The organism is Pseudomonas sp. GW460-LB5 (assembly GCF_059423245.1).
The window spans coordinates 63530-85461 of record NZ_JBWKXT010000022.1 but is presented as its reverse complement, the minus strand read 5'-3'; the positions used below and the strand labels follow the sequence as shown (position 1 = coordinate 85461).

23 protein-coding genes and 3 pseudogenes are annotated in these 21932 nt (G+C 58.3%); 9 read left to right on the top strand and 17 right to left on the bottom strand.

Annotated elements, in window-relative coordinates:
* The first annotated feature begins 114 nt into the window (after nt 1-114).
* Nucleotides 115-1761 (top strand): methyl-accepting chemotaxis protein, encoded by a 1647-nt coding sequence (locus AC07XM_RS15360; RefSeq protein WP_086974750.1) that lies wholly within the window; start codon nt 115-117, stop codon nt 1759-1761.
* 116 nt (nt 1762-1877) lie between these two features.
* On the opposite strand, the gene AC07XM_RS15355 is transcribed toward AC07XM_RS15360, so the two are convergent.
* The 15 genes and pseudogenes from AC07XM_RS15355 to AC07XM_RS15285 form a co-directional block, all read right to left on the bottom strand.
* The gene (locus AC07XM_RS15355) at nt 1878-2861 is read right to left on the bottom strand and encodes an IS5 family transposase (RefSeq protein WP_102690261.1); all 984 of its coding nucleotides are present in this window, start codon (nt 2859-2861) and stop codon (nt 1878-1880) included.
* Between the two features lie 144 nt (nt 2862-3005).
* Nucleotides 3006-3563: a GTP cyclohydrolase I FolE gene (gene folE, locus AC07XM_RS15350; RefSeq protein WP_046785888.1), complete on the bottom strand. Its 558-nt coding sequence runs from the start codon at nt 3561-3563 to the stop codon at nt 3006-3008.
* A 12-nt stretch (nt 3564-3575) separates the two neighbouring features.
* Nucleotides 3576-6899, bottom strand: coding sequence for an indolepyruvate ferredoxin oxidoreductase family protein (locus AC07XM_RS15345; RefSeq protein WP_256596990.1), 3324 nt, complete (start codon nt 6897-6899; stop codon nt 3576-3578).
* A 38-nt stretch (nt 6900-6937) separates the two neighbouring features.
* A pseudogene (locus AC07XM_RS15340) lies at nt 6938-7996 on the bottom strand (TraC family protein); the annotation flags it as partial.
* Complete coding sequence (locus AC07XM_RS15335) at nt 7996-8415, bottom strand: TIGR03751 family conjugal transfer lipoprotein (RefSeq protein ID WP_102690260.1); 420 nt, start codon at nt 8413-8415, stop codon at nt 7996-7998. The gene AC07XM_RS15335 and the pseudogene AC07XM_RS15340, both read right to left, overlap by 1 nt.
* A complete protein-coding gene (locus AC07XM_RS15330) occupies nt 8378-9886 on the bottom strand; it encodes a TIGR03752 family integrating conjugative element protein (RefSeq protein WP_102690259.1) in 1509 nt (502 codons plus the stop codon). The genes AC07XM_RS15335 and AC07XM_RS15330 overlap by 38 nt, the downstream gene beginning before the upstream one ends.
* Nucleotides 9876-10682 carry a TIGR03749 family integrating conjugative element protein gene (locus AC07XM_RS15325; RefSeq protein ID WP_177010227.1) on the bottom strand — a complete coding sequence of 269 codons (807 nt, stop codon included), beginning with the start codon at nt 10680-10682 and terminating at the stop codon, nt 9876-9878. Before AC07XM_RS15325 ends, AC07XM_RS15330 begins: the two co-directional genes overlap by 11 nt.
* On the bottom strand, nt 10679-11305 hold the full coding sequence (locus tag AC07XM_RS15320) for a PFL_4703 family integrating conjugative element protein (protein WP_102690244.1): 627 nt from the start codon (nt 11303-11305) through the stop codon (nt 10679-10681). The genes AC07XM_RS15325 and AC07XM_RS15320 overlap by 4 nt, the downstream gene beginning before the upstream one ends.
* On the bottom strand, nt 11302-11703 hold the full coding sequence (locus AC07XM_RS15315; RefSeq protein ID WP_102690243.1) for a TIGR03750 family conjugal transfer protein: 402 nt from the start codon (nt 11701-11703) through the stop codon (nt 11302-11304). The genes AC07XM_RS15320 and AC07XM_RS15315 overlap by 4 nt, the downstream gene beginning before the upstream one ends.
* Nucleotides 11704-11710: 7 nt before the next feature.
* Nucleotides 11711-12088, bottom strand: coding sequence for a TIGR03745 family integrating conjugative element membrane protein (locus AC07XM_RS15310; protein ID WP_102690242.1), 378 nt, complete (start codon nt 12086-12088; stop codon nt 11711-11713).
* A gap of 16 nt (nt 12089-12104) precedes the next feature.
* Entirely contained in the window at nt 12105-12344 is a 240-nt protein-coding gene (locus AC07XM_RS15305; protein WP_102690241.1) for a TIGR03758 family integrating conjugative element protein, read from the bottom strand.
* Complete coding sequence (locus AC07XM_RS15300) at nt 12331-12666, bottom strand: integrative conjugative element protein, RAQPRD family (RefSeq protein ID WP_172455979.1); 336 nt, start codon at nt 12664-12666, stop codon at nt 12331-12333. Before AC07XM_RS15300 ends, AC07XM_RS15305 begins: the two co-directional genes overlap by 14 nt.
* A 258-nt stretch (nt 12667-12924) precedes the next feature.
* Nucleotides 12925-13368, bottom strand: coding sequence for a DUF421 domain-containing protein (locus AC07XM_RS15295; RefSeq protein WP_102690239.1), 444 nt, complete (start codon nt 13366-13368; stop codon nt 12925-12927).
* A 9-nt stretch (nt 13369-13377) separates the two neighbouring features.
* Complete coding sequence (locus AC07XM_RS15290) at nt 13378-13884, bottom strand: hypothetical protein (RefSeq protein WP_172455978.1); 507 nt, start codon at nt 13882-13884, stop codon at nt 13378-13380.
* Nucleotides 13885-13895: 11 nt separating this feature from the next.
* A complete protein-coding gene (locus tag AC07XM_RS15285) occupies nt 13896-14399 on the bottom strand; it encodes a CinA family protein (RefSeq protein ID WP_102690237.1) in 504 nt (167 codons plus the stop codon).
* A gap of 201 nt (nt 14400-14600) precedes the next feature.
* Between AC07XM_RS15285 and AC07XM_RS15280 the strand changes: the two genes are divergently transcribed.
* The 6 genes from AC07XM_RS15280 to AC07XM_RS15255 all read left to right on the top strand — a co-directional run bounded on the left by AC07XM_RS15280 (nt 14601) and on the right by AC07XM_RS15255 (nt 17920).
* Entirely contained in the window at nt 14601-15125 is a 525-nt protein-coding gene (locus tag AC07XM_RS15280; RefSeq protein ID WP_102690236.1) for a hypothetical protein, read from the top strand.
* 32 nt (nt 15126-15157) lie between these two features.
* Nucleotides 15158-16213 carry a zinc-binding metallopeptidase family protein gene (locus AC07XM_RS15275; RefSeq protein ID WP_102690235.1) on the top strand — a complete coding sequence of 352 codons (1056 nt, stop codon included), beginning with the start codon at nt 15158-15160 and terminating at the stop codon, nt 16211-16213.
* Between the two features lie 101 nt (nt 16214-16314).
* Nucleotides 16315-16599: a DUF6555 family protein gene (locus tag AC07XM_RS15270; RefSeq protein ID WP_102690234.1), complete on the top strand. Its 285-nt coding sequence runs from the start codon at nt 16315-16317 to the stop codon at nt 16597-16599.
* 223 nt (nt 16600-16822) lie between these two features.
* Complete coding sequence (locus tag AC07XM_RS15265) at nt 16823-17047, top strand: DUF2188 domain-containing protein (RefSeq protein ID WP_102690233.1); 225 nt, start codon at nt 16823-16825, stop codon at nt 17045-17047.
* The gene (locus tag AC07XM_RS15260; protein ID WP_102690232.1) at nt 17044-17418 is read left to right on the top strand and encodes a DNA methylase; all 375 of its coding nucleotides are present in this window, start codon (nt 17044-17046) and stop codon (nt 17416-17418) included. The genes AC07XM_RS15265 and AC07XM_RS15260 overlap by 4 nt, the downstream gene beginning before the upstream one ends.
* 67 nt (nt 17419-17485) lie before the next feature.
* The gene (locus AC07XM_RS15255) at nt 17486-17920 is read left to right on the top strand and encodes a response regulator (RefSeq protein ID WP_102690231.1); all 435 of its coding nucleotides are present in this window, start codon (nt 17486-17488) and stop codon (nt 17918-17920) included.
* Here the strand turns inward: AC07XM_RS15255 and AC07XM_RS15250 are convergent.
* Complete coding sequence (locus tag AC07XM_RS15250; protein WP_102690230.1) at nt 17917-18333, bottom strand: low affinity iron permease family protein; 417 nt, start codon at nt 18331-18333, stop codon at nt 17917-17919. The two genes, AC07XM_RS15255 and AC07XM_RS15250, sit on opposite strands and share 4 nt — an antisense overlap.
* Before the next feature lie 165 nt (nt 18334-18498).
* Between AC07XM_RS15250 and AC07XM_RS15245 the strand changes: the two are divergent.
* A pseudogene (locus tag AC07XM_RS15245) lies at nt 18499-19690 on the top strand (cation:proton antiporter domain-containing protein).
* Between the two features lie 15 nt (nt 19691-19705).
* On the opposite strand, the gene AC07XM_RS15240 reads toward AC07XM_RS15245, so the two are convergent.
* Nucleotides 19706-20086, bottom strand: a complete 381-nt coding sequence (locus AC07XM_RS15240; RefSeq protein WP_102690229.1) for a response regulator — start codon at nt 20084-20086, stop codon at nt 19706-19708.
* 182 nt (nt 20087-20268) lie between these two features.
* Here AC07XM_RS15240 and AC07XM_RS15235 point away from each other — a divergent pair.
* A pseudogene (locus AC07XM_RS15235) lies at nt 20269-21815 on the top strand (sensor histidine kinase).
* Nucleotides 21816-21932: the final 117 nt, after the last annotated feature.

Genomic DNA, 21932 nt, shown 5'->3' with positions numbered 1-21932 from the left:
CAGGTTTCAACGTACGTCGTTTTTTGATGTGTTGGCTGCTCGATAGCCGGAAAATTTCCGGCTATTTCAGACCATCCATAGGCCTCATCATTACAAGAAGAACGGTCATTGCTCATGCTCTTTGCACAGAAATGCTCCATAGGCGCTAAGCTTCTAGTGTTGCCCATCTTGTTCGTGCTTGGCTTACTGTTTGTCTCCACTATGGCCTATTACGGGCTGGCTAGGCAGCAGGCAGTGATCAAAGAAATTCAACAGTTGCGCTTTCAGCAATATCGACAGGTTTTGGACACTACGACTGCCTTGCAGGCGGCGATTGTAGGTGCCTATGCCACGGGCTCACGCATACTTGAATCAGGTGGGAGGACGGCACAGGAGGAACTGGAGTCCTACTTCGAGGACATACGATCTAGTGTCGACGATATGCGTGCCGGCCTTGCCAATGGGGCTCGTGAGACACGCTTGGGTGACGACGAAAAAGCACTCTATCAAGCGGTGCAGGAACAGGCTGCTGTTGTTACCCAGGGTCTGGATGAATTTCAGCGTACAGCCTTAAAAGATCAGACTCAGGCTACTTCGTTGTTAGGACGGATACGCGCCGACAGCGACGGCTTGCAAGCGAAGTTCAACCGCCTATTAGCGATGCAAGCGCAACTGACTTCTAATGCGTTTGCCGCGGCCGATGCTTCGCAGCGTCAGGTGTCAAAGATGCTAATAGTGGTGTCACTGGCCGCCAGTGTTCTGGCATTGCTGGTCAGTCTTTTGTTACGAGGGCAGATCTTGCGCCCCATCCGGGAAATCGAGCAGGCATCGATCAGGTTGCGAGACGGTGATCTGACGTACCGAGTGCGCTTGATCGGTGGCGACGAGATCGCTCACACTGCGCAGGCGTTCAATGAACTAATTGACAGTTTCCAGCAGGCGATGCGTCAGGTTGCCGTGGTAGCCGCCTCGGTCAGTGCATCGGCTGAGACGCTGGTAGGCGCCTCGGCGCAGGTGGCCGAGAGCTCCTCAGCACAGACCGGTGCGGTTGGGGTAGTATCGATGACCATCGAGCAGATGAGCGCCAGTATTGCCGCCATCTCCAACCATGCCCAGAGCCTGCGAGGTTCGGCCGAGGCTAGCTTGCGAGGCACGCAGGACGGACACTTGGCGCTGTCGCGTCTACTCGAAAACATCGACAGCGTACGGCTGGCATTCTTAGCGATTCGCGGCTCGGTAGGTGCTTTTGTCGAAAGCACCTCGGCGATTACCGCCAGTATCACCCAGGTCAAGGATCTCTCTGCACAAACCAACTTGCTGGCGCTCAATGCGGCGATCGAGGCGGCGCGGGCAGGTGAAAGTGGGCGCGGCTTCAGTGTGGTAGCAGATGAAGTGCGTCAGTTAGCGCAACGCTCGGCCCAAGCGGCCAATTCAATCAATGATTTGACAGTTAACCTTGAAGGCCAGTCCGAGGCGGTTGGCGACGCTCTGCATGCAGGCACTGTGGCACTGGATGACAGTGGCAGGCTATTGAGCGAACTGGAGAGCACTTTGCAGCAAGCTGCGGACCTAGTTGGGAACTCGACTAAAGGTGTAGACCAGATCGCTGATGCGGTGAGTGTGCAAAGCGAGGGCGGGCGAGGGATCGCGGAGCACATCGAGCACATTGCCCGTATGGCTGGGGAAGGAGATGCGATTACACGTCAAGTTTCTGGAGCGGTGGTATCACTGCGTGAGTTTTCGGAGGAACTGAGCCTGGCGGTGAGTCGCTTCCGCTTCTAAGGAAACTCCGAACAAGTTGCCCATCAGCCGGAAATGGGCGGCTTGGGGACGCCGAAAAGACCGATTTTCAGCCGCAGATTATTGGAAAACCAAGGCATAGCCTTGGTTTTCTGCCCTCACGGGCGCACCTCTCCTGCCGCCGGCAATAATTGCCGGCGCACCATCCACAGATTCGACAGGGCAAACAGCGTGGTCAGTTGCGCCGTGTTCTTGGCCAAGCCACGGAAGCGGGTTTTCACATAGCCGAATTGGCGCTTGATCACACGGAATGGGTGTTCGACCTTCGCTCGCGCCTGCGCTTTGACCTTCTCGATCTTGCGTCTGGCTTTGTAGAGCATGCTGCGTTTGCTCAAGCGCTTGTAGGTGCTACGACGAGCCGCAATCTGCCAGATCACCGGCCTTTCTTCATGCTCCGGCCGCTTCTCCACACCGGTATAACCCGCGTCGGCACAGATAACATTTTCATCGCCATGCAACAGGTGAGCGACCTCCGTTACATCGGCCACATTCGCCGCTGTGCCGTGGACGTGGTGCACCAGACCCGACTCGGCATCTGCACCGATATGCGCCTTCATGCCAAAGAAATATTGGTTACCTTTCTTCGTCTGATGCATCTCGGGATCGCGTTTACCTTCCTTGTTCTTGGTCGAACTGGGTGCGTGGATGATGGTGGCGTCGACGATGGTGCCCTGGTGCAACGACAGGCCCTTGTCTCGCAGGTAATTGTTGATGGTTTCCAGAATGCCCGCCGCCAACTGATGCTTCTCAAGCAGGTGCCGGAAATTCATGATTGTCGTGTCTTCGGGGATCGGAGCGCTGAGCGTCAGCCGAGCGAACTGGCGCATCGAGGTGATCTCGTACAGCGCCTCTTCCATGGCTGGATCGCTCAACGAGAACCAGTTCTGCAGCAGGTGAATGCGCAGCATGATTTCCAGTGGATACGGCTTGCGGCCACCACCAGCCTTTGGGTAGTGAGGCTCGATCAATGCCGCTAACCCGCTCCACGGAACCACCTGTTCCATCTCGGCCAGGAAACGCTCGCGACGGGTTTGCTTGCGCTTACCGGCATACTCGAAATCGGAAAAGCTCATCTGGCTCATGGGATGGCGGGCTTGTAGAAGGCAGTTGGACGGAGGGCTATTTCAGCACAGGTCAGATGGCCTGTGCTGACTTGATCGGAGAATCCCTAAATCTGATTTTGTGGGGAGCGGCGCATGCGCCGCTCCCCACAAAATCAGTGAGAGCTAACGGTTACGAATCAGTTGTAGGAACTCTTGGCGAGTGTTATACGAGTCGCGCATGCATCCGAGCATGACCGAGGTGCTCATTACCGAGTTTTGCTTTTCCACACCGCGCATCATCATGCACATATGTTTCGCCTCGATCACTACCGCCACACCGGCGGCATGGGTAACTTGGGCAATCGCTTCGGCAACCTGGCGGGTCAGGTTTTCCTGAATCTGCAGTCTGCGAGCAAACATATCGACTATACGCGCCACTTTCGACAGCCCCAGCACTTTGCCTGTGGGGATATAGGCAACGTGCGCCTTGCCAATGAACGGCAACAGGTGGTGCTCGCACAGCGAATACAATTCGATATCACGGACGATGACCATCTCGTCGTTGTCCGAGTCGAACAGTGCGCCGTTGACGATCTGCTCAAGGCTTTGCTGATAGCCATGGCACAGGTACTGCATGGCTTTAGCGGCGCGTCTTGGAGTGTCCAACAAGCCCTCGCGCTGCGGGTTTTCGCCAATGCCCTGCAGAATTTCGCGATAGTTTCGGGTCAGTTCCTCGTTCATTGTTGTCCCTGTTTAGAGTTGAATTATAGAAATTTTGTCGGTGGCTTGGCTGGCGTCGTGAAACTGTGCAGTCGAGCCATTACGCCATTGCTCCAGTAACAGCGCTTGACGCTGGTGGGCATGATGTAGAAAGCGCTCTTTCACTGGCCCGTAACCGCGCACGCTGTTTGGCAGCTCCAGCAGCTCGCGGGCTAGTTGCAGGTTGTCGCTGCGCAGGCCTGCGAACACTTCATCCAGAATGCTTTCATAGTTACGCAACCAGTTACGCTCGACCCTGCGCTCATGGGTATGGCCGAACGGATCGAGCCAGCTGTTGCGCAGTATCTTGAGTTTGGCCAGCAGCTTGAAGCCTTGCAGCATCCAAGGCCCGTAGCAGCGTTTTTTGGGTTCTTTGCTAATGCTGTTATCGTTGAGCAGCGGCGGTGCCAGGTGGAAACGCAGGCGGTAGTTGCCTTCGAACGTTGACTGGATCTTTGTCAGAAAGTCGCCGTTGCTGAACAGTCGGGCTACTTCGTATTCATCTTTGATTGCCAGGACCTTGAAGTAGTGGCGGGCAACGCTTTTGGACAGCTCGTCCGGCTGGCCCAGCAGCCGAGTTTCGGCCTCCATAAACTGCTCTACGCGTTGCCGGTAACGCTGGGCATAGGCTTTATTCTGATATTGCGTCAGGACGCTCATACGCCGCTTAACCATTTCTTCCAGGTTTTGCGAAAGTATGCGGTCGGCGCTTTGCTTTTTGCCGGCTTCCACAATGCTAAGTACCCGTGGCAAATCGTGGGCACTGCGTCGGCCCCAGGCGAAGGCTGCCAGGTTGAAGGCTACCGCGGTGCCATTCAACTCGATGGCCTGTTCCAGCGCCTCTTCGCCGACCGGCAACCAGCCTTTCTGATAGGCATAGCCCAGCATGAAGGTATTTGTAGCGATTGAATCGCCCATCAGAGTCGTGGCAATTTTGCTTGCGTCGACAAAGTCCGCCCGCGCTGCGCCAACGGTTTCGGCTATTTGCGCTGACATGCCTTGCGTATGGAATTGCGGGTCAGGGTGGCTGGCCAGATCACCGCTTTGCGCCTGCAGAGCAAAGGTACGCACGAACGCACTGGTAATGCTTTGCTCGCTGTTGACCAGAGCGTGCGTCACACCTTGGCGCAACTTGGATAACGTTTCGGTGTTGGCACTGACAACCAGATCGCAACCCAACAACAAGGCTGCTTCACCTTCGGCGATCCGCGGGGCGAACAACTGATCCTGGCGGGCAGCGATGCGAATGTGGGACCAGACGGCGCCGCCTTTTTGTGCCATGCCAGCCATGTCGAGGTTAAGCGTTCCCTTACCTTCGATAAATGCCGCCATGCCCAGTAAGGCACCTATGGTTACTACACCAGTGCCGCCCACACCGGTCACCAGAATGCTGTATGGCTCTTCGAGGGCGACGACCGACGGAGCGGGCAAGTCCCAGTCATCGTCGGCCTTGGCTGCCAGGGCCTGTGGCTTGCGCAGCGTTCCGCCTTCGACGGTGACAAAGCTTGGGCAAAAGCCGTTCAGGCAAGTGAAGTCCTTGTTGCACGAAGATTGGTCGATCTCGCGCTTGCGGCCGTACTCTGTGTCCACCGCCACCACCGACATGCAGTTGGACTTGCTGCTGCAGTCGCCACAGCCTTCACATACCGCTTCGTTGATCACCACTCGACGTGCCGGGTCGGGGAACTTGCCGCGCTTTCGACGCCTGCGCTTCTCCGCTGCGCAGGTCTGGTCATAGATGATTGCCGACACTCCCTGGAACTGGCGCAATTGCTCCTGGACCTCGTCCATCTTGTCGCGGCGTACTACCGGGACACTTTGGGCCAGATCATCAGTGCCCTTGTACTTCTCAACATCGTCACTGACCACCACTAAGCGCTGAACGCCCTCTGCAGCCAGTTGGCGGCTGATTTGTGCCACGCTGAGGCTGCCGTCCACTGGCTGCCCGCCTGTCATGGCAACGGCATCGTTGTAGAGAATCTTGTAGGTAATTTGCGCCTTTGCCGCGATGGCGGCACGAATAGCGAGAATACCGGAGTGGAAGTAAGTACCGTCACCCAAGTTGGCGAAGACGTGTTGGGTGGTGGTAAACGGCGCTTGGCCGATCCAGGCCACACCTTCGCCACCCATTTGGCTGAAAGTTTGGGTTTGCGGGTAGATCCAGGCGGCCATGTAATGGCAGCCGATACCGGCCAGCGCGCGGCTACCTTGCGGCACCTTGGTCGAGTTGTTGTGCGGACAGCCAGAGCAGTAGTGCGGCACGCGTTCCATCAGGTTGCTGAACTGGCCTTTGCACGCCAGCTGCGCTTCCAAAAGGGCTAGGCGCATTTGAAGCGAACCGCCTGGGTGCAGGCGCAGGATTCGCTTGGCCAGGGCTCGTGCGATCATCGCCGGCGTCAGGTCATTTATAGCCGGCAGCAGCCAATCGGTGTGCGGCAGGCTCCATTCACCCTTGTCGTCGAACTTGCCAACGATACGCGGACGTACGTCCTCACGCCAGTTGTAGAGCTCTTCCTTGAGTTGGTACTCGATCATGTGGCGCTTTTCTTCCACCACCACAATCTCTTCCAGACCTTCGGCGAACTGTCGCACACCTTCAGCTTCCAGCGGCCAGACCATGCCGACCTTGTAAAGGCGCAGACCGATTTTTTGCGCTTGTGTTTCGTCGATCCCAAGGATGCGCAGGGCCTGGCATACGTCGAGATAGGACTTTCCCGAAGTGACAATGCCAATTCGTGCATTCGGCGAATCCATGACAATGCGATCGAGGCGGTTGGCTCGGGCATACGCCAGGGCGGCATACAGCTTATGCTCCAGCAGGCGCTGTTCCTGGGCCAGTGGTGGGTCGGGCCAGCGGATGTTCAGACCCCCTTCAGGCAACGCAATGGTCGGGATTACAGGCTGTACGCGATGAATGTCGATATCGACGACGGCCGCGCTTTCAACAGTGTCCGCCACAGCCTTGAGGGCGACCCAGCAGCCTGAGTAGCGCGACATGGCCCAACCATGCATGCCATAGTCGAGGTACTCCTGTACGCCGGAGGGCGCCAACACCGGCATCATCACTGCCTTGAAAATGTGCTCGGTCTGGTGGGGAAGGGAAGAGGAGCGGGCGCCATGGTCATCGCCTGCAATGGCCAATACACCCCCAAATTTTGATGTGCCAGCTGCGTTCGCGTGGCGGAAAACATCACCGCAACGGTCTACGCCGGGGCCCTTGCCGTACCACATGCCGAATACGCCATCATACATGGCACCTTCGAACAAATTGACCTGCTGCGTACCCCAGATCGAGGTTGCGGCAAGGTCTTCGTTCATACCAGGGTGGAACACTGTGTGGTGTGCTTTGAGGTAGTCAGGCGGTTGAGCTGCTCCTCGAGCACATCCTGGGGCGTGATCACCACGGTCAGGCTCATCACCGCCTGCTCAGGCAACTGATCAAACAGGGCGTTCAAGGCTTCACCCTTTCGCGTTTCGCCGGTCAGTTGGCCGATGTGCGGTGGCCTGCGCAGCTTGTCGACCACCATCACGGTGTGTGGCTGCTGATCGAAGTACCACAGACCTTGCTCGCTGTCGGAGCGCGGCTCTTGGAAGAACAGCCGCTCGGCGAAATCGTGGTCGAACGGCAGCGGCAGATTTTCGCCGTCATCCACTTCCGGGTAGGGCACACGTCGATAGAACGCGGCGGGGGATTCGCCGGTGAGAGCAGGAGCGGGGTTGAACCAAGGCAGTAACCAAGCGTAGAAATCGCGCCCGGTCAGCCGTCGAGGGCTGACCCCGCAGGCCTGCAGCGAGGCCACAAGGCGATCGCAGGTGCGGCTCAATAGCTGTACCGGGCTCTGCCCATCCTCGTCGGCTTGCTCCCCGAGCCAGCGGTAGACCACCAGGCGAATCCGGCGATTGCTGCCGCGCCAGGGCAGGTGAGACACCACGTGGTCGTCGAACAGCCCGCCCGGTTTGCCAACGGCTTCAAGGTGGCGCTGCATCGACGCGAGAAAGGCCTTGGTGAACGGCGTGCCTCGAGCGCGGGGCGCGATATGGCGCTCCAGGCGATCAAGGTATGGAGCAAAGTCACTGTCGTCCTGGCAGAAGAACTGCACCACCCAGGGCGCCTGGTCGAACTCGTCGAAGCTGTCCTGCAACGCATCTTCCAGCGCATCGCGTGCCGCCATCAGCCATTCGGGCTCGCGACCCTCGGTACCGATCGGCTGCAGCTCGAACACGGCGCCCACGGAACGGTTGTCGTCGAGCAGAAAGCACTGCGCAGCTTCGAGGTATTCGACCCAGGGCATGTGGTCGGTGAAGCTGGGGTTGTGCGCGTACTGGGCGGCCTCGTCGGCCAGCGTGGCGCGCCGACGCTGCACTGCACGCCAAGGCTTCCAGCATGGTGGTTCGCGACTCGCGTCATCGGCCATCACAGATCGTCCAGGCGCTCGCCGGGCAGCGCGTACTGGACCTTCTCGTACAGTGGGAACACGGTCGAGTAGCCTGGCACCGGCGTCTGTTGGGTACCGGCCAGGTGTGGGTACACGTACATGACCAAGTCTGGGTTGGGCAGGCGCGGAAACTGGGCACGGATTTCGTTGGCCGCCGTGCGCGTGTAGGCGCTTTGGTCATTGATCAGGCGCTCGGGATCCAGCACCGGGCGACGCAGTTCGCCACGTGCCTCCAACAGCTGTTGCTGAGTACCGACCGAGCCACCGCCGTTCCAGATATCCAGCATGGTGTGATCGCCGTGGGGCAGCATTTCTTCCTTGCTGGTGGAGCAGCCGGCCAAGAGCAGGCCGAGCAGCAGGCTAATCCAGATCCAGTACCGAGACGGATGGGCTTTCATGGTTCACTCTCCGGCCTTTGGGTTCGTAGTCGATGCTGATTTCGTGGTCCAGATGCAGGGCCACTCTGGCCCCAGGCGGCACGTAGATGGCGGCGAATGCTTCACCGTAGAGCTTGTTGATCCACTCGCGGATGTCGCCAATACCCCCGCTGATCACCGAGTTCAGCGCGCTGTTGCCGCTGTTCTGGGACAGGCCCAGGCTGCCGCTGGCCGAATTGATGAAGGAGGTATTGGTCTGCTCGCTGCCCAGGGCTGCAGCGAAGCCGGCGCCGGCTGCGGTGATCAGACTCTGGCTGCCCAGATACTGCTGGGCGTTGGAGCGGCGCTCGCCGGAAATGCAGGGAATGCCGTAAGGGTCGGAGATGTAGCCCAGGCCGCCGCGGATCTTCTCGGTGTCCGAGGTTTGAGTACTGCTGCGATTGCGGCTAACGATCTTCTGCGGCTGCGGCACCGTGCGGACAGTACCGTCGCTGAAGACGAAGGTGATCGACTCGACCTGGCCGCGCACGCAGGACAACGTCCAGTCGCCGGCGGCGGTGCCGCTCATGACCGCGCCAACTACGTCCGGCAGCTCGATACCGTTAGCGGTGAGGTTGTCCGGCCCCACCAGCACCTTGAACGGATAGGGGTCGTTTACTGTGCCGTCCACCGGCACCCGGCCAATCAGCGCGGTCATAGCGATCGAGCCCATCAGCGTCGAATTCTCGGGGATGGTATAGACGGGCCTGGCGCCTTCGGTACGGTCCTGAGCGTTCTCCAGATCACGCTCGCCTTTGGCGACGGCACGCAAGCGATCCTGGCCACGGTCTATGGCGTTGTTGTCCAGGGCGTGCAGGTCCTTGAACTTCGAGGTCAACGACGACAGCGGTCCGTCGGCTTTGCCGGTGTTCTCTTGGCCTGCGCGGGCATTCGATGGTTCGATCCACTGCACCGCATCTGCCGGTGCTTGAGCCCCTGCAAACTGCTGCTCGTCTCCCGGCTCAAGACCGAATCCCGCAGGAAATTCCGACTTTGCGGCGGGCTTACCGGTGAGCTGATCCTTGAGCCTGGAGAGTAGCCCTTGAGTCTCGCGGTGCTGCTGCTTAGCCTTCTGCCGAGCATCGTTGGCCTGCTGGCGCTGCTCGGTGACCTGTTGGGTGACGCTGCTCAGCGTGCTCTGGATGCGCGTGTCGATGTTGCCTTCGCGCGTGCGCAGCCGGTTGTTCTCGGTCTGCAGCGCATCGTTGCCTTTCTTCAGCGTCTGCATTTCGCTGCGCATCGCTTTGACCTGGCCGATCAGCGTGGCCATGGTGTCGCGCGGGGTGTCGCCGGCGATGCCCAAGGCTTTGGCCTGTTCCGCGCTGAGCGTGGTATTTTCCGGATCGTGAGTGGGCTGGCCATCCGGGGCGGTCACCCAGGATTTGATGATGATCAGCACGATGCCCAGCAGGACCGCAGGCACAAACCATTTCAGCAGGCCGTTAGCTTTCATGATCGGAAGCCTCCCGTTTGGGCGGGGGCAGCAGCAGCGCGTGCTTCAGGTCGCCGCCATGGGTGACGAGATACGCCACGGTGGTGTCTTCAGGCGTACCGGTGAGACCTAAGTCCGAGTGCTGGAATGTTGCGGCGTACAGCGTGGCCTGCAGGTGGCGCGGGTCCAGTGCCACCTTGCCAGGACCGCGATTCACGATCTTCACCGCGGTCACCCAGTAGTCGCCCAGCCGCCAGGCTGCGAGCGCCTTGATCGAAACCCGTTCGGTGGGCAGCAAGGTGCTGAGCGCGGTGGAGTCGCTCAGCGGCACCCGCCGCACACCGGGTAGCGGTGTCACGGTACGCAGGGGCGCATAAAGGTTCTGCGCCGCATAGCGGGTGAGCACCACCGGTACCGGCGTCTCTGCAGGTGACGTGTCCTTCGCAGCTTCCACGTCCGGTGCCTGAGCCTGGGCCACGATCTTGACCGGCTCCAGTGCCTCGCTGCCCTCGAGCGCCTCGATGTCGATCAGGATGATGTCGCCTGATTTCACCGACTGCAGTTGCAACCGGGTAGGGGGAAGGGTGTCAGCGGCGCGCAGGTACACCGTACCGCCGACGGACTGCACACGCAGCTTACCGGCGATCGTGCCCGGCACCCCGACGCGAACATCCTCATCTAGCATCAGGACGCGCTCCTGGCCCACCGTAAGTGGAACGGCCAGCGGCAGGCGATCCCAGTATTTGACCTCGACCGCACCGACTGCAGAGCACCAGCCTGCGGCTATCGCCAGCATCATGATCAGGACACGCATCATCCCGCACCTCCAGGCAGCGTCAGCTTCTGCGGTGTGCCTTCGTAGCAGTCCAGGGTGTGCTCGGGGTCGACGTCGAAGCGCACCACACGCAGCGGGTAGCGCACGACGACGCGTTTCACCGGCTCGGCGGCGTAATACTCGTCAGCGTTGAGGTCGAGCTTCACCAGCCAGCTGTGCTTGTCCAGCTGCTTCACCCGCAGGTCGGGGTCGTCGCTGTAGCCGCGGCCCAGCACCTCGTATACGCCGCGCACCCGGCCGCGGAGTTCGCCCGCGGCCTTGCGGTACTCGAAGTCACCGTCGAAGAAGGTCTTGCACGCCGGTGTCAGGTAGGGCTGCAGAGCAAAGATGGCACGGTGGTAGTCGACCTCACCGTCGGTTGGCCAGCGGTTGAGTTGGCCGAAGATGTACAGAGCGAAGGCGTAGATGTTTTCCGGGGGTACATCCCACCACTTGCGCGTACTGCCAGAGCGCAGATCGGGCGGCACGTGAATGGTCAGCTCGGAAGGCGAGGATTGCCAGCCGTACCAAAGCCCGCAGCACAGCAGTGCCAGGATCGAAACGGCCAGACGCAGGCTGAAGATATGCGCCTGCTGCGCATCCACCTTGTTGCGAAAGCGGCTCATGGCGTGGCCCTCGCATGTCGACGCGTGCGGCGGACGGTCCAAGGGCCTGAGTGGAGGATCAACTGATGAGTGCCGATGCCCCAGTGCACCGCCAAGTGCCACTGCAGACGTCGGTAGAGCCAGGTTTCCGGGCGGGCGCGCTTGGCTCGGCGCATCAGCTTGCCGCCGCCCAGCAACACCAGCGCCATGCAGATGAACATGCAGGTGGGGAGGGTCGCGATGGAGACGGTGGCCACGGCCAGCGGCGCGCCGAGAATCACACCTAGCCCTGCGCCGATGATCAGCGCGACCCACATCTCGTCGCTGGTGAGCCCACGGAGAACGGCCGGGTCACGATTGAGGCGCTCCGGGAGGAAGGTCAGCGTGCCGTCAGGCAGAGTGGCTGGGGCGTCGGACATGGTGACCTCATAGGATCGTCGCGGCTTTGGTGAGGAACCACAGGATCACCACCACCAACAGCGCGCCGACGCCGACCACGGCACCGAGGTCCTTCCAGGTCTTGCGCTGGTTTTGCACGTCGGCGTAGACGGTGAGCGAGTGCCAGGCCACGCCCAGGAAGGCGAGGGTGGCGATCAACAGACCGAGTAGGATGCCGCCGTCGTAGGCGTAGTTCTTGATGGTGTCGATCAGGCCCGAGCCCTCACCGCGAGACGGTGCTTCCATGGTCGGCAGGTCGGCCCAGGCCAGTGTCGAACTCAACAGCATCAGACCGCCGAACAGGGCTTTCGAACAGGATTCCGGCAGCAGAGCGAGCGGGCGATGACAATGACGGGGGAGGTTCATGGCAAAGGTCTCCTGATTACGACAGCATGAAAAACATCAGCACGATTAGGGCGAGGGCCAGGCGCAGCGTGCTGCCGCCGAGCGCACCGAAATTCAGGTTGCCGGCCGCCCAGCCGCGGTAGCCGGTCCACAGGGCCCAGGTGCACCAGAGCAATGCGAGCACCAGCGCTGATGAACGCCATAGCACTGAGCTGAGCTGCGGGGTGAACCCGGCAACGGCAGAGAACGCGCTGAGTTGGGCGTCAGTCATGCTCATCGGAGGTACCCGAGTGAGGCGTTTCAGCACGGTAACTACCAGTCAGCTCGACCAGATCGGCTGGCTGTGCACGCGAAGGAGACAGGTATTTTTGGATGCCTTGGCGCACACGTTGAAGATCCGCTGCGAACCTCGGGTAGTCGAAGCGATAGCGGGGCTCAGCGGTACTGGCTGAGGCGGTACTTGCGCGGGCGGCCAACAGTTCGATGGACGTGATCTGCCGCTGAACCAGAGCGAGATCTGAGCGCTCCGGCGCGTCTTGAGCGACGGCACCGAGCGACACCATCCAAGCAAAAAATAGGACGGAGCAGGTGGTTTTCATAGTGCATTCCAGTCTTGGATCTGGCATTTACCATGAGGAGTTATGTAGTGTTTGGCATGAATTAAAAGGATCTGCGAGCCTTCGCTTTAAAACCGAAGCCAGCAACGAATGGCTCGTGCTTCAAGGCAAGCTGAGCATGCAAGCCAGATGGCCTGGCTGATATCTCGGCGCAAGCTGATGCTCATCCCTACCATCGACCTTAGCCAGGCGATATTGGCACTCTGAACGGCATGGCTCTACGAGGAGCAGCTCCGTGCTTTATTCGGCAGGAATGATCGAAATCTTTCCATTGCGTTCGACAATAGCGAACTTGACCTGCTCAATGTTCTCGATGCCTTGGCTGTCCCGCGCTGATTCAAGGATATCGTCCTCCGTGAGGCGTGCCCGACGCATGCGATGATGCAGAAAGCGCCCATTCTCGACAACCAAGGTAGCGTGCCCATCCAGAAACCTGGCCAAGGGCCTGGAGTTCAGCTTCGCGAGTGAAAGGCCGACGTCCAGAACGATCAGCGTGGCAATCACCAGCATGGCATTGGTGAATGAAAAATCGTCACCCAGAAGCGCCTGCTGGGTGGCTTCCCCGATGATCAGCAACAACACGAAGTCGAAGGTCGTCAAATCGGCCAGCGAGCGCCGCCCGGCCACGCGAAACAGCAGCATGAGGGCGACGTACATTCCGGCTGCGCGGAGGATCGAATCCATGATGCACTCCTAGGGGTAAAGGAATGTGGAGAAGTGAACGGCGCTTTCAGTGCCTGCCCTGACGCTGCCCTTCAGGGTGCCCACGTGCTCACTTCGAAGGGTTAGGTACAAGGTGGCGACCCCATCGTGCTTAGTACCCAACTGGAACAGCATGGCCTGGCCATGCGACATCGACCGTTGCGGCTCCGGTTGTAACGTCTCGATACTGGCGTCACGGAGCAACGATCCCTCGAGTTGTACCTCCACCGGCTGACCAGGAGTACCCTGAACGGTGATGAAAAGGCTGTCTGTCGTGCCGCTTCGACTGAGGCGCTGATACTCAACCCGTACCCGGCCATCCTGGCTCACCACCTCGGCATCGCTCAACGGGCCATTACCGAACAGGCCTGCCAAGGCAAGCAATACGATGGCCACGAGCACGTACCACCCGATGCGCTCGAAACGCCAGACGCGCTGTTGCATCGGCATATCTTCTTGAACAGGGTGACGCCTGGATAGCAGTTCATCTTCCGACATGATCACAGCCCTCAGGTGCGCTCACCGCGTAACCAGCGCTGGTGATAGTGGGAAAGCCGGGTCAACCCGAACATGGCGCCTTGGCGCATGACTTCAGACCGCTCGCCGAAGAAACGTTGAGTGCGCGTGAAAACGGCAATTGGCTCGCCGGCGAAAGCCCACGCAAAGCACATCGTCCCCGGCGGTATCCCAGATTCGGGCGCGGGCCCGGCTACCCCGGTGGTGGCGATCACAGCATTTGCATCGCTGTCTCTCAAGGCGCCCAAAGCCATTTCCCAAGCTACTGCTTCGCTGGTCAAGCCGTACCTTTCGATGGTTTCGGCGCTGACCCCCAGCAGGCGTTTTTTGGCGCTGGGGGAGTAGACGACGTAGCCGCTTTCCAGCACCTCTCCTGTACCCGGTACCGCCGCCAACAACGCCACCAGGCAGCCTGCAGTGCACGATTCTGCTGTGCTCAGAACCAGTTTGTTGTTTTTGAGATAGCCGAGGGCGGCCAGTACAGGATCGTTTTCCATTCCAGAATCGACTCGCTTGTTTTGCGGTGGACGCGATCCTGGGGTAATTGGTTCATCGCACCTATTGCCCGCCCATCTCCTGCTGTGACACTGAGCTGAACTTTGCCCGTTGGATTGGCTTCCCTTGATCAAGGCAAAGGCAAAGGCAAAGGCAAAGGCAAAGGCAAAGGCAAAGGCAAAGGCAAAGGCCAGGAGTAGCGAGTGCCACGAATCATTACCCCAGCGACCCCTGAGCACGAGATCAGCGAGCACAATTCCAGGATGTTTGGCTCTCCCAAGGAGCGTCTGGATTTTTACCGACGTGAGATCCAGTACGAAACCAGCATCCTGGCCAACCGCACGGATGCCTACCTGGCGGCGCAGTCATTCCTGGTCATCGCCTTCGTCTCCTCCATGGGAAACCTCAATAAAGGATGGGGCGAGATGTTCACCCTGATCGTGCCCGCGTTCCTCGCCTTGCTCGGGGTACTGAGCTCGCTCAACGCCTGGCCAGGCATCCGGGCGGCGTACAACATCATCGATCACTGGCAGCTCAAGCAGAGCCACCTGCTGCGCAGCGAGCCGTTGATGGGGTTGGCTTACGACGAGTCGCCGCTGTTCTGTGAGGCGGAAACCTCGCGTGTAGGGCATCGAAAGTCATTGCAGTTCTCGCTACGGACGCCCTGGATCTTTCTGGTGTTCTGGGTGTTATTGGGTAGCTACTCGGTGTACATCCAGCTGGCCTGAACACGTTTGCGTGCAAACATGGAGGTAACGTTTTGAAGACTGAGGTATTACTGACCGAGCTCCTCAACGCCCGAGGGCCGGGCGGACAAGAAGATGAGGTGCGAGACATTTGCCTGCGAGAGCTCAGCCGTTTCTGTGAGCAGGCCCATATTGACCCTGCTGGCAATGTAGTGGGGGTGATTCGTGGGGGCCGCGCTTGTAGCCCCGAGGCAGCCATACGCGTCATGGCCCACCTCGATGAGATCGCGATGATCGTCAAAAATGTGCTGGAGAACGGCACCCTGGAGGTGCTCGCTCTCGGTGGCGCGCAACCGATAAGCTTCGGTGTCTGTCCTGTCGATATCCTGGGCGATGAACACATCCTGCCGGGTGTTTTGTCCTACGGTTCAATGCACAACAGCGGTCGAACTTCGAATGGAAGAGACGTGCTGGCAGGAAATGTTCAGTGGAAAGATGTCTATATCGTCACGCGCAAGACTAAGTCAGAACTCCAGGAGCTTGGCGTTCGGCCTGGTACTCGTGTCGTGCTCAGTCAGCACTGGCGTCAGCCCTTCAAGGTACATGACTGTATTGCCGCTCACTTCCTCGACGACCGAGCTCCGCTGAGCGCTGTCATTCTCTGCGCGGAGCTGCTGAGTGAACGGCGAGAAAAGCTGCAGCAGGACGTCTGGTTCGTGCTTACGACGCTGGAGGAAGAGTCGAATGCCGGCGCCATGTACGCAGCTTCCCGGCTGCCCGGCGACACCACAATCGCCGTCGAGGTCGGCCCGGTACTAGAGGAGTATGGCACGGAGCTCTCGGCCAACCCGATCATCAATACCGGCGACCAGAAGGGATACTACAGCCGCACCGTGGTGCAGGGCCTGATCGCCGCTGGTCGAAAGGCCGGTTATGAGCCCCAGGCGGCATTGCTCGTTGATTTTGCGTCGGATGCGAGTGCGGTATTGAGTGCCGGCATCGATGCCCGGGCCGGTTGCATTGCGATACCGACCGAGAATACCCATGGCTTCGAGATGGTGCATGTGGAAGGGATCACTGCCTGCGCTGAAACACTGTTCGAATTCCTTACAGGAAGTCAGGACAAATAGCACCGAGGCCCCACATGCACAGAATGCGTTACCACCCGCCATTTCGATGGAATTATTTTTTACCGGTTTGCTCAATAGCGCATGACTAGGGAGGGATTCTGATGGTGGGACAGCAGCTCTATGTAATTGAGTACGAGCTTCACAGTGAGCCTCGGACATTCATTATCCGTCTGGAAAAAATAGACAACGGTGTCGCTTGGCACTGGGCCAGTTGCGATGCCGGTGTTGGCATCATCCCGCGATTCAGTCAGCAGAACATCAAGCTGGTCAGTCGCCCGATGGCTGAGCGTTATGGCGTTGCCAAGGTGAAGTGGAGGCTGGCTGGCGAGGGCCCAGAATTCGTTCCGCAACCTATCGATGTCGGCAAATTCTCAGCTGCTACCTAAAGGGGCCTGAAGACCTACATACCATCAACGTGCCTGGAGGTGTTGCCATGCAGCCTAAAAACGGAAGGCTCAGAAGAGAAGGGCCCAAGCGACGTGCCCTTCATTAACGACCCTGAAAAGCCCACGTCGCCGCCACTGAATGATGCCGATGCCACGGATGCAGCTGAGGCTGAAGAAGACATTCAGGACGATGGCCAATCCCTATAGAGAGGAGAACCAAGTGATGGATAGTTATCACCTCAGCCCGACATCGGATGGCTGGGAATTGAAGAAAGCCGGTGCTGAACGCGCCTTCAGACGAGCTGCGACAAAGCAGGAGTTGGTCAGTACCCTTGCAGATTTCTTTGATGGTAAGACGGCGTCGGTGAAGATCCACAAAGCGGATGGCACCCTCGAAGAGGAGCGCACCTATCCACGATCTACTGACCCGCGCAGCAGCAAAGGTTGAAGACCATTACTGCCTGTGACCTTGGCATCGAGGTGACGGATGTAGGTGGCGTGTACAAATGGTTGTTGGCCAGTTTTCTCATGGGAAAGCGCATCCGCTCCACCATAGCAGTGGAGGCGTACCGGATTCTTGTCGATCAGCAGGGCCTGGATACGCCGGTTAAGCTTGCCCAGGCTTCTCATTCAACACTGGTTAGACTCCTCGGCCAGGCCGGCTATGCTCGCTACGATGAATCCACTGCCCGACGACTGCATGATCTTGGCAACAAGGTAGAAGTGGAACTGGTTGTCCAACTTCAGGCATTGCAGCAAGGATCAAATGCTGAGAGATTTGACGAAGTTCGAAGGCCATTGAGCATGTGTGGCCTTTAGCCCCCATCGACGCATGTCCGGATGAGTGAAACACTCGAAAATTGGATTACTGACTGGAGAGAGGGTGATGAAGCTCGACATTGAGGGGTTGTCGCTGTCAGGGAAGACAGTAGTTGTCGTAGAGGATGATCCAACGCTACAAGCCCTTCTGGTGGACATCCTGATCGAGTTGGGCGCCACCTGCGATGCGTTCGATAACTCAGAAGATGCCTTGATTCACTTGATGGGACTCAATAGCGACTGCTCGTTGATCGTTGTCGACCACGGTGTTCCGGGAAGCATCAAAGGTATGGAGTTCATCTCCATGGCACACGAAAGGTGGCCTGGGCTACCCGCCATTCTGACCTCGGGCTATCAGCTGGATGCTTCTCAGGTCACACCACCGGTTACCTACCTCTTCAAGCCGTGGTCGATAGACGAGCTCGCTCAAGCTATTGGCCAGGCGCTTCACCCTGCAAATGTAACTTCAGCTCTCCCGCCGCTCGACCAACAAGGACTCTAGCGCTGCAGGTTATCCCGAGCACAATCGTCCGTCTGATGCTCAGCAGGCGCATGATGGTGGGGATCACATTCGCTGCCCATTGCCTGGTATTGCTTGCGAAGTTTATGGATTTCCCGGTTATCGAGCGCTTCGAGATCCAATACTGATTGCTCCGCAGATTTCGTAGCGCGGATAAGCTCGTCGAGCTTGACGTGGATGATGTCGTTGTCCCGGTTCTGGGTGTTCTGAATCAGGAAAACCATCAGGAATGTAATGATGGTGGTCGACGTGTTGATGATGAGTTGCCAGGTATCGTTGTAGTGAAACCAAGGCCCTGACGCAGCCCACATGGCAATCAACACCACGGCGATCAAAAAGGTGCTCGGTTTACCGGCGTGGTTGGCGAGCCATTGGCAGAACTGGGCAAATTTCATGATGTAATCTCCACTGCGATCTATAGGGTTTGACCGCAGCGTCGCGCTGAAATCTTATTTTACATTCCCTCAGGTGCTGGGTGAGCCCACTAAGCGCAGCGGAACGACGCGGGGTACCGAAAAGTCAAAAAAATACTTGAACACTTTCCCAAGGCTTCTGCGCAGATGACCTTCATCGTCTGGTTCGCCATGCTGGGCGCAGTCTTGCTGCTGCTCGCACTCTCATCCTCCTACCTGCGCTGGATCCCTGTGACCTCGTCTGTAGTGTGCCTTGCCCTGGGTATCGGCCTGGGTACATCGGGGCTGGGTCTTCTTCAGCTGGATCTGAGCAAGTCGAGCGGGTGTAACACTGGTGCTGCATTACGGCCTGAACTTGGGGGGGCATCTCGCTACTGATCGGGGCGATCCTCGCACCCACTGACCCCGTTCTCGCAACCCTGGTGCAGGTGGTTGATGCCCAGGACGATGATCTTTTCCGTTTCAGCTTGTCGGGTGAGGCAGGGCTCAACGACGGCGTGGCGGTTCCTTCGTCATGCTTGGACTGTTCCTGCAACAGGACAATGGCCAGGCCTGGTTCAGTGACTGGTTGCTCAAGGACCTGCTTTGGGCAGTAACCGCAGGCATGCTGCTTGGCTACTGGATGGGGCGCGGCCTGGGCAAGCTCACGCTGTTCTTGCGTCTGCGCAACGACGACAGCACCGTCTCGCCCAATGACTATCTGGCCCTTGCCCTGATTGCGTTGGCATACGTGAGCGCCGAGTCGATACAGGCCTATGGGTTCCTTGCGGTGTTCGCTGCGGGTCTCGGTTTACGGCAGGCGGAGGTTAAGACCGCCAATAGTCCAGAGGAGCCGGCTGCTGAACATCTGGTACAGCCTGTGGTTGGTCACCAGCACCTGGCGCCAGAGCTGGCCGTCAAAGGCGATGTGAAAGGGCTCGACGATTCGCAGGTAGCAGCGGGGATCATGTTGGGTGACATGCTGGCTTTCGATAGCCTGATCGAACGGGCAATGGAAGTGTTTCTGGTGACCCTGCTCGGGGCAGTGCTCATTGAGCATTGGGACTGGCGGGCAGTGCTGGTTGCCGGCGCCTTGTTTTTTGTCATTCGTCCCATCAGCATCTTGCTTTTCCCGGCTCGAGGAATGCTACATATCCGCCAGCGCGGGCTTTTAGGGTGGTTTGGTATCCGAGGTATCGGCAGCTTCTACTACCTGTTCTATGCCCTTAATCATGGGTTGCTTCCCACCTTGGCCGCGCAGAGCATCAACCTGGTGCTGTCAGTGGTGGCGTTGAGCATTCTGCTCCATGGCCTGAGCGTCCAGCCGCTTCTTGCCAGGTACGAAGCATGGAAGGGATAGGGTGCATCCTCTGGATCAGTTTTCTACCTGAGGTAGAAGTGTTACTAGCTTGTTGATTAATAAGGCGAGATCGGATATCTGCCAAGGTTTGGGAAGAAACGCTGTTCGAGCAGGTAACAAGCCAGTGTCAATCACTGCATCGCCCGAAGTCAAAGTGACTGGCAGGGTAGGCCACCTGCGCCAAATCTCGCGCGCCAGGCCCAAGCCGTCCATGCTTCCAGGCATATGGATATCGGTCACCACCAAACTGGGAGCGTTGTCACGGGATAGCCTATCCAACGCCTCGTCAGCATTCGCACAGGGCTCTATGGTAACGGCGTAAAGTGACGAGAGACTCTCAGCGGTGAGGTCTCTGAGAAGGTCGTCGTCCTCCACAATCAGAATGGTTTTCGGCATGAAAGGTCTGCTCTTTTCTCCTATGTGTTAGGGCTCTGGCTTGTTGAGCCGTTGCTCCGAAGCGATGAGTGGTGTGTCATGCGCCGTTATGGATTTACGGCTATCGTAGGAGGCGGTAAGCGAACCGCCTTCACGCTCAAAAAGGAGTTTGGGCGTTTCCCGTTAATCCGGAAGGGAAGACTATGCAGCAGCTACCAGCGGACGAAACAATCCGAACGGCTTTGAAGAAGACCCATGCGCGGCTGCACCGTCAGCATGAACTCGTGGTCGAGTTCGGGGTGATGTCCTTGAAGGCTACTGATTTGGATGTATTACTCACCCATGCATGTGAAGTCGTCGCGGAAAGAATGAAAACTCGATTTTCAAAGGTGCTTCAACCAGTGGCTGACGAAGAAGGTTTTGTCTTGTCCCATGGTGTTGGTTGGGATGCCTCTGACATCGGACGGGCCACGGTGGGTGCCGACGCGGCTAGCCCAGCTGGATACGCTTTGAGTACCTATAGGCCCGTCCTCTCGAATCATTTAGGCACGGAGAGCCGCTTTCGGACACCGGAGTTACTGAAGAAATATGGTATTGAGCGTGCAATGAATGTCCCGATCCGGGGTGTTCTAAGCCCGTTTGGTGTTCTTGAGGCCGATAGCAGTTACGGAGACGATTTTGTAGAGAGCGATCTGGTATTTTTGGAAGGTATCTCGAACGTCATTTCCATGGCCCTCGAACGAATGTCTGCGGGTACGGATGCCCCTCTTGCCGACCCTTATTCGGAAACCCTTTTGAACGCTAGCCCTGATTGGGTTGAGATCTTGACGCCAAGCGGTGAGATCGAATTCATGAACGAAGCCGGGCTTACCTTCCTAGCGGTCCAACTACCAAGGTCAAAGGGTTGCGCTGGTATGACTTTTGGCCCGAGGAGGCTCGCTCTCTCGTCTGGGAAACAGTCGGGAAAGTTCGTGGCGGTGAACCCGCTAGATTTGAGGCATATTGTCCGATATCTCCCGACGTTCCGAAATGGTGGGATGTGACGGTGGCGCCGATATTAGGTACAGACGGCGAGGTCGAGCGAATTATTGCCGTTTCGCGGGATATCACAGAGCGTCATCAGTATGAAGCTGAATTGCTGTCGCTCATCGAGGCTCAGAATAGCAAGCAAAACCGAAGCGACCTCTATCTCGAAGAGATCCACCATCGCGTTAAGAACAGCCTTCACTTGGTAAATACGCTGCTGTTGCTGCAGGCCAATCTCACGCCTGATGCAGCGGTTAAATTGCAGCTTGAAACCGCTGCAGGCCGAGTAGTGACCATTGCCACGGTTCACGAGCGGCTGTACCAAGCTGCCGAAGATCAAGAACTTCGTGCTCGTGATTACCTTACTGCTCTGCTGGGGGATCTGGGCAGAGCCTTAGCCGACCGCAAAATTGTGCTGAAGGCTGATGACTTCGTATTGCCTCCAGAAAGAATGGCGCCCTTGGGACTGGTAATTTCTGAACTGATCACGAATGCCCTCAAGTATGGCAAGGGCGACATTGAGGTGGGCGTCAAGCATGCCGGCGACCATGCCCTACTCACCGTCAGGGATGAGGGCGACGGCTTCCCTGATAATTATCCTAAGCCGACAGGTACGGGGCTTGGCATGCGATTGGTCAAAAGCTATTCCGGTTACGGTAGCGCGGCAGTGGAGGTTGATCGGCAGGATAGTAAAAGCTGTATCCATGTACGCTTCAAACTCTAGGCGCGCCTGCACACACCGATGGCACTTAGCCAGATGCGTATGGTCGTAATCAGGCTGATTCGAGACCTGGCATCATCATTGGAGGAGTAGGGGATGCGTAACTGGGGATGGCTGATG

What these genes read in the sequence shown, in the direction of transcription:
- AC07XM_RS15360 (WP_086974750.1), top strand. Translation starts at nt 115, where the DNA reads ATGCTCTTTGCACAGAAATGCTCCATAGGCGCTAAGCTTCTAGTGTTG.
- AC07XM_RS15355 (WP_102690261.1), bottom strand. Translation starts at nt 2,861, where the DNA reads ATGAGCCAGATGAGCTTTTCCGATTTCGAGTATGCCGGTAAGCGCAAG.
- folE (WP_046785888.1), bottom strand. Translation starts at nt 3,563, where the DNA reads ATGAACGAGGAACTGACCCGAAACTATCGCGAAATTCTGCAGGGCATT.
- AC07XM_RS15345 (WP_256596990.1), bottom strand. Translation starts at nt 6,899, where the DNA reads ATGAACGAAGACCTTGCCGCAACCTCGATCTGGGGTACGCAGCAGGTC.
- AC07XM_RS15335 (WP_102690260.1), bottom strand. Translation starts at nt 8,415, where the DNA reads ATGAAAGCCCATCCGTCTCGGTACTGGATCTGGATTAGCCTGCTGCTC.
- AC07XM_RS15330 (WP_102690259.1), bottom strand. Translation starts at nt 9,886, where the DNA reads ATGAAAGCTAACGGCCTGCTGAAATGGTTTGTGCCTGCGGTCCTGCTG.
- AC07XM_RS15325 (WP_177010227.1), bottom strand. Translation starts at nt 10,682, where the DNA reads ATGATGCGTGTCCTGATCATGATGCTGGCGATAGCCGCAGGCTGGTGC.
- AC07XM_RS15320 (WP_102690244.1), bottom strand. Translation starts at nt 11,305, where the DNA reads ATGAGCCGCTTTCGCAACAAGGTGGATGCGCAGCAGGCGCATATCTTC.
- AC07XM_RS15315 (WP_102690243.1), bottom strand. Translation starts at nt 11,703, where the DNA reads ATGTCCGACGCCCCAGCCACTCTGCCTGACGGCACGCTGACCTTCCTC.
- AC07XM_RS15310 (WP_102690242.1), bottom strand. Translation starts at nt 12,088, where the DNA reads ATGAACCTCCCCCGTCATTGTCATCGCCCGCTCGCTCTGCTGCCGGAA.
- AC07XM_RS15305 (WP_102690241.1), bottom strand. Translation starts at nt 12,344, where the DNA reads ATGAGCATGACTGACGCCCAACTCAGCGCGTTCTCTGCCGTTGCCGGG.
- AC07XM_RS15300 (WP_172455979.1), bottom strand. Translation starts at nt 12,666, where the DNA reads ATGAAAACCACCTGCTCCGTCCTATTTTTTGCTTGGATGGTGTCGCTC.
- AC07XM_RS15295 (WP_102690239.1), bottom strand. Translation starts at nt 13,368, where the DNA reads ATGGATTCGATCCTCCGCGCAGCCGGAATGTACGTCGCCCTCATGCTG.
- AC07XM_RS15290 (WP_172455978.1), bottom strand. Translation starts at nt 13,884, where the DNA reads ATGTCGGAAGATGAACTGCTATCCAGGCGTCACCCTGTTCAAGAAGAT.
- AC07XM_RS15285 (WP_102690237.1), bottom strand. Translation starts at nt 14,399, where the DNA reads ATGGAAAACGATCCTGTACTGGCCGCCCTCGGCTATCTCAAAAACAAC.
- AC07XM_RS15270 (WP_102690234.1), top strand. Translation starts at nt 16,315, where the DNA reads ATGGTGGGACAGCAGCTCTATGTAATTGAGTACGAGCTTCACAGTGAG.
- AC07XM_RS15265 (WP_102690233.1), top strand. Translation starts at nt 16,823, where the DNA reads ATGGATAGTTATCACCTCAGCCCGACATCGGATGGCTGGGAATTGAAG.
- AC07XM_RS15255 (WP_102690231.1), top strand. Translation starts at nt 17,486, where the DNA reads ATGAAGCTCGACATTGAGGGGTTGTCGCTGTCAGGGAAGACAGTAGTT.
- AC07XM_RS15250 (WP_102690230.1), bottom strand. Translation starts at nt 18,333, where the DNA reads ATGAAATTTGCCCAGTTCTGCCAATGGCTCGCCAACCACGCCGGTAAA.
- AC07XM_RS15240 (WP_102690229.1), bottom strand. Translation starts at nt 20,086, where the DNA reads ATGCCGAAAACCATTCTGATTGTGGAGGACGACGACCTTCTCAGAGAC.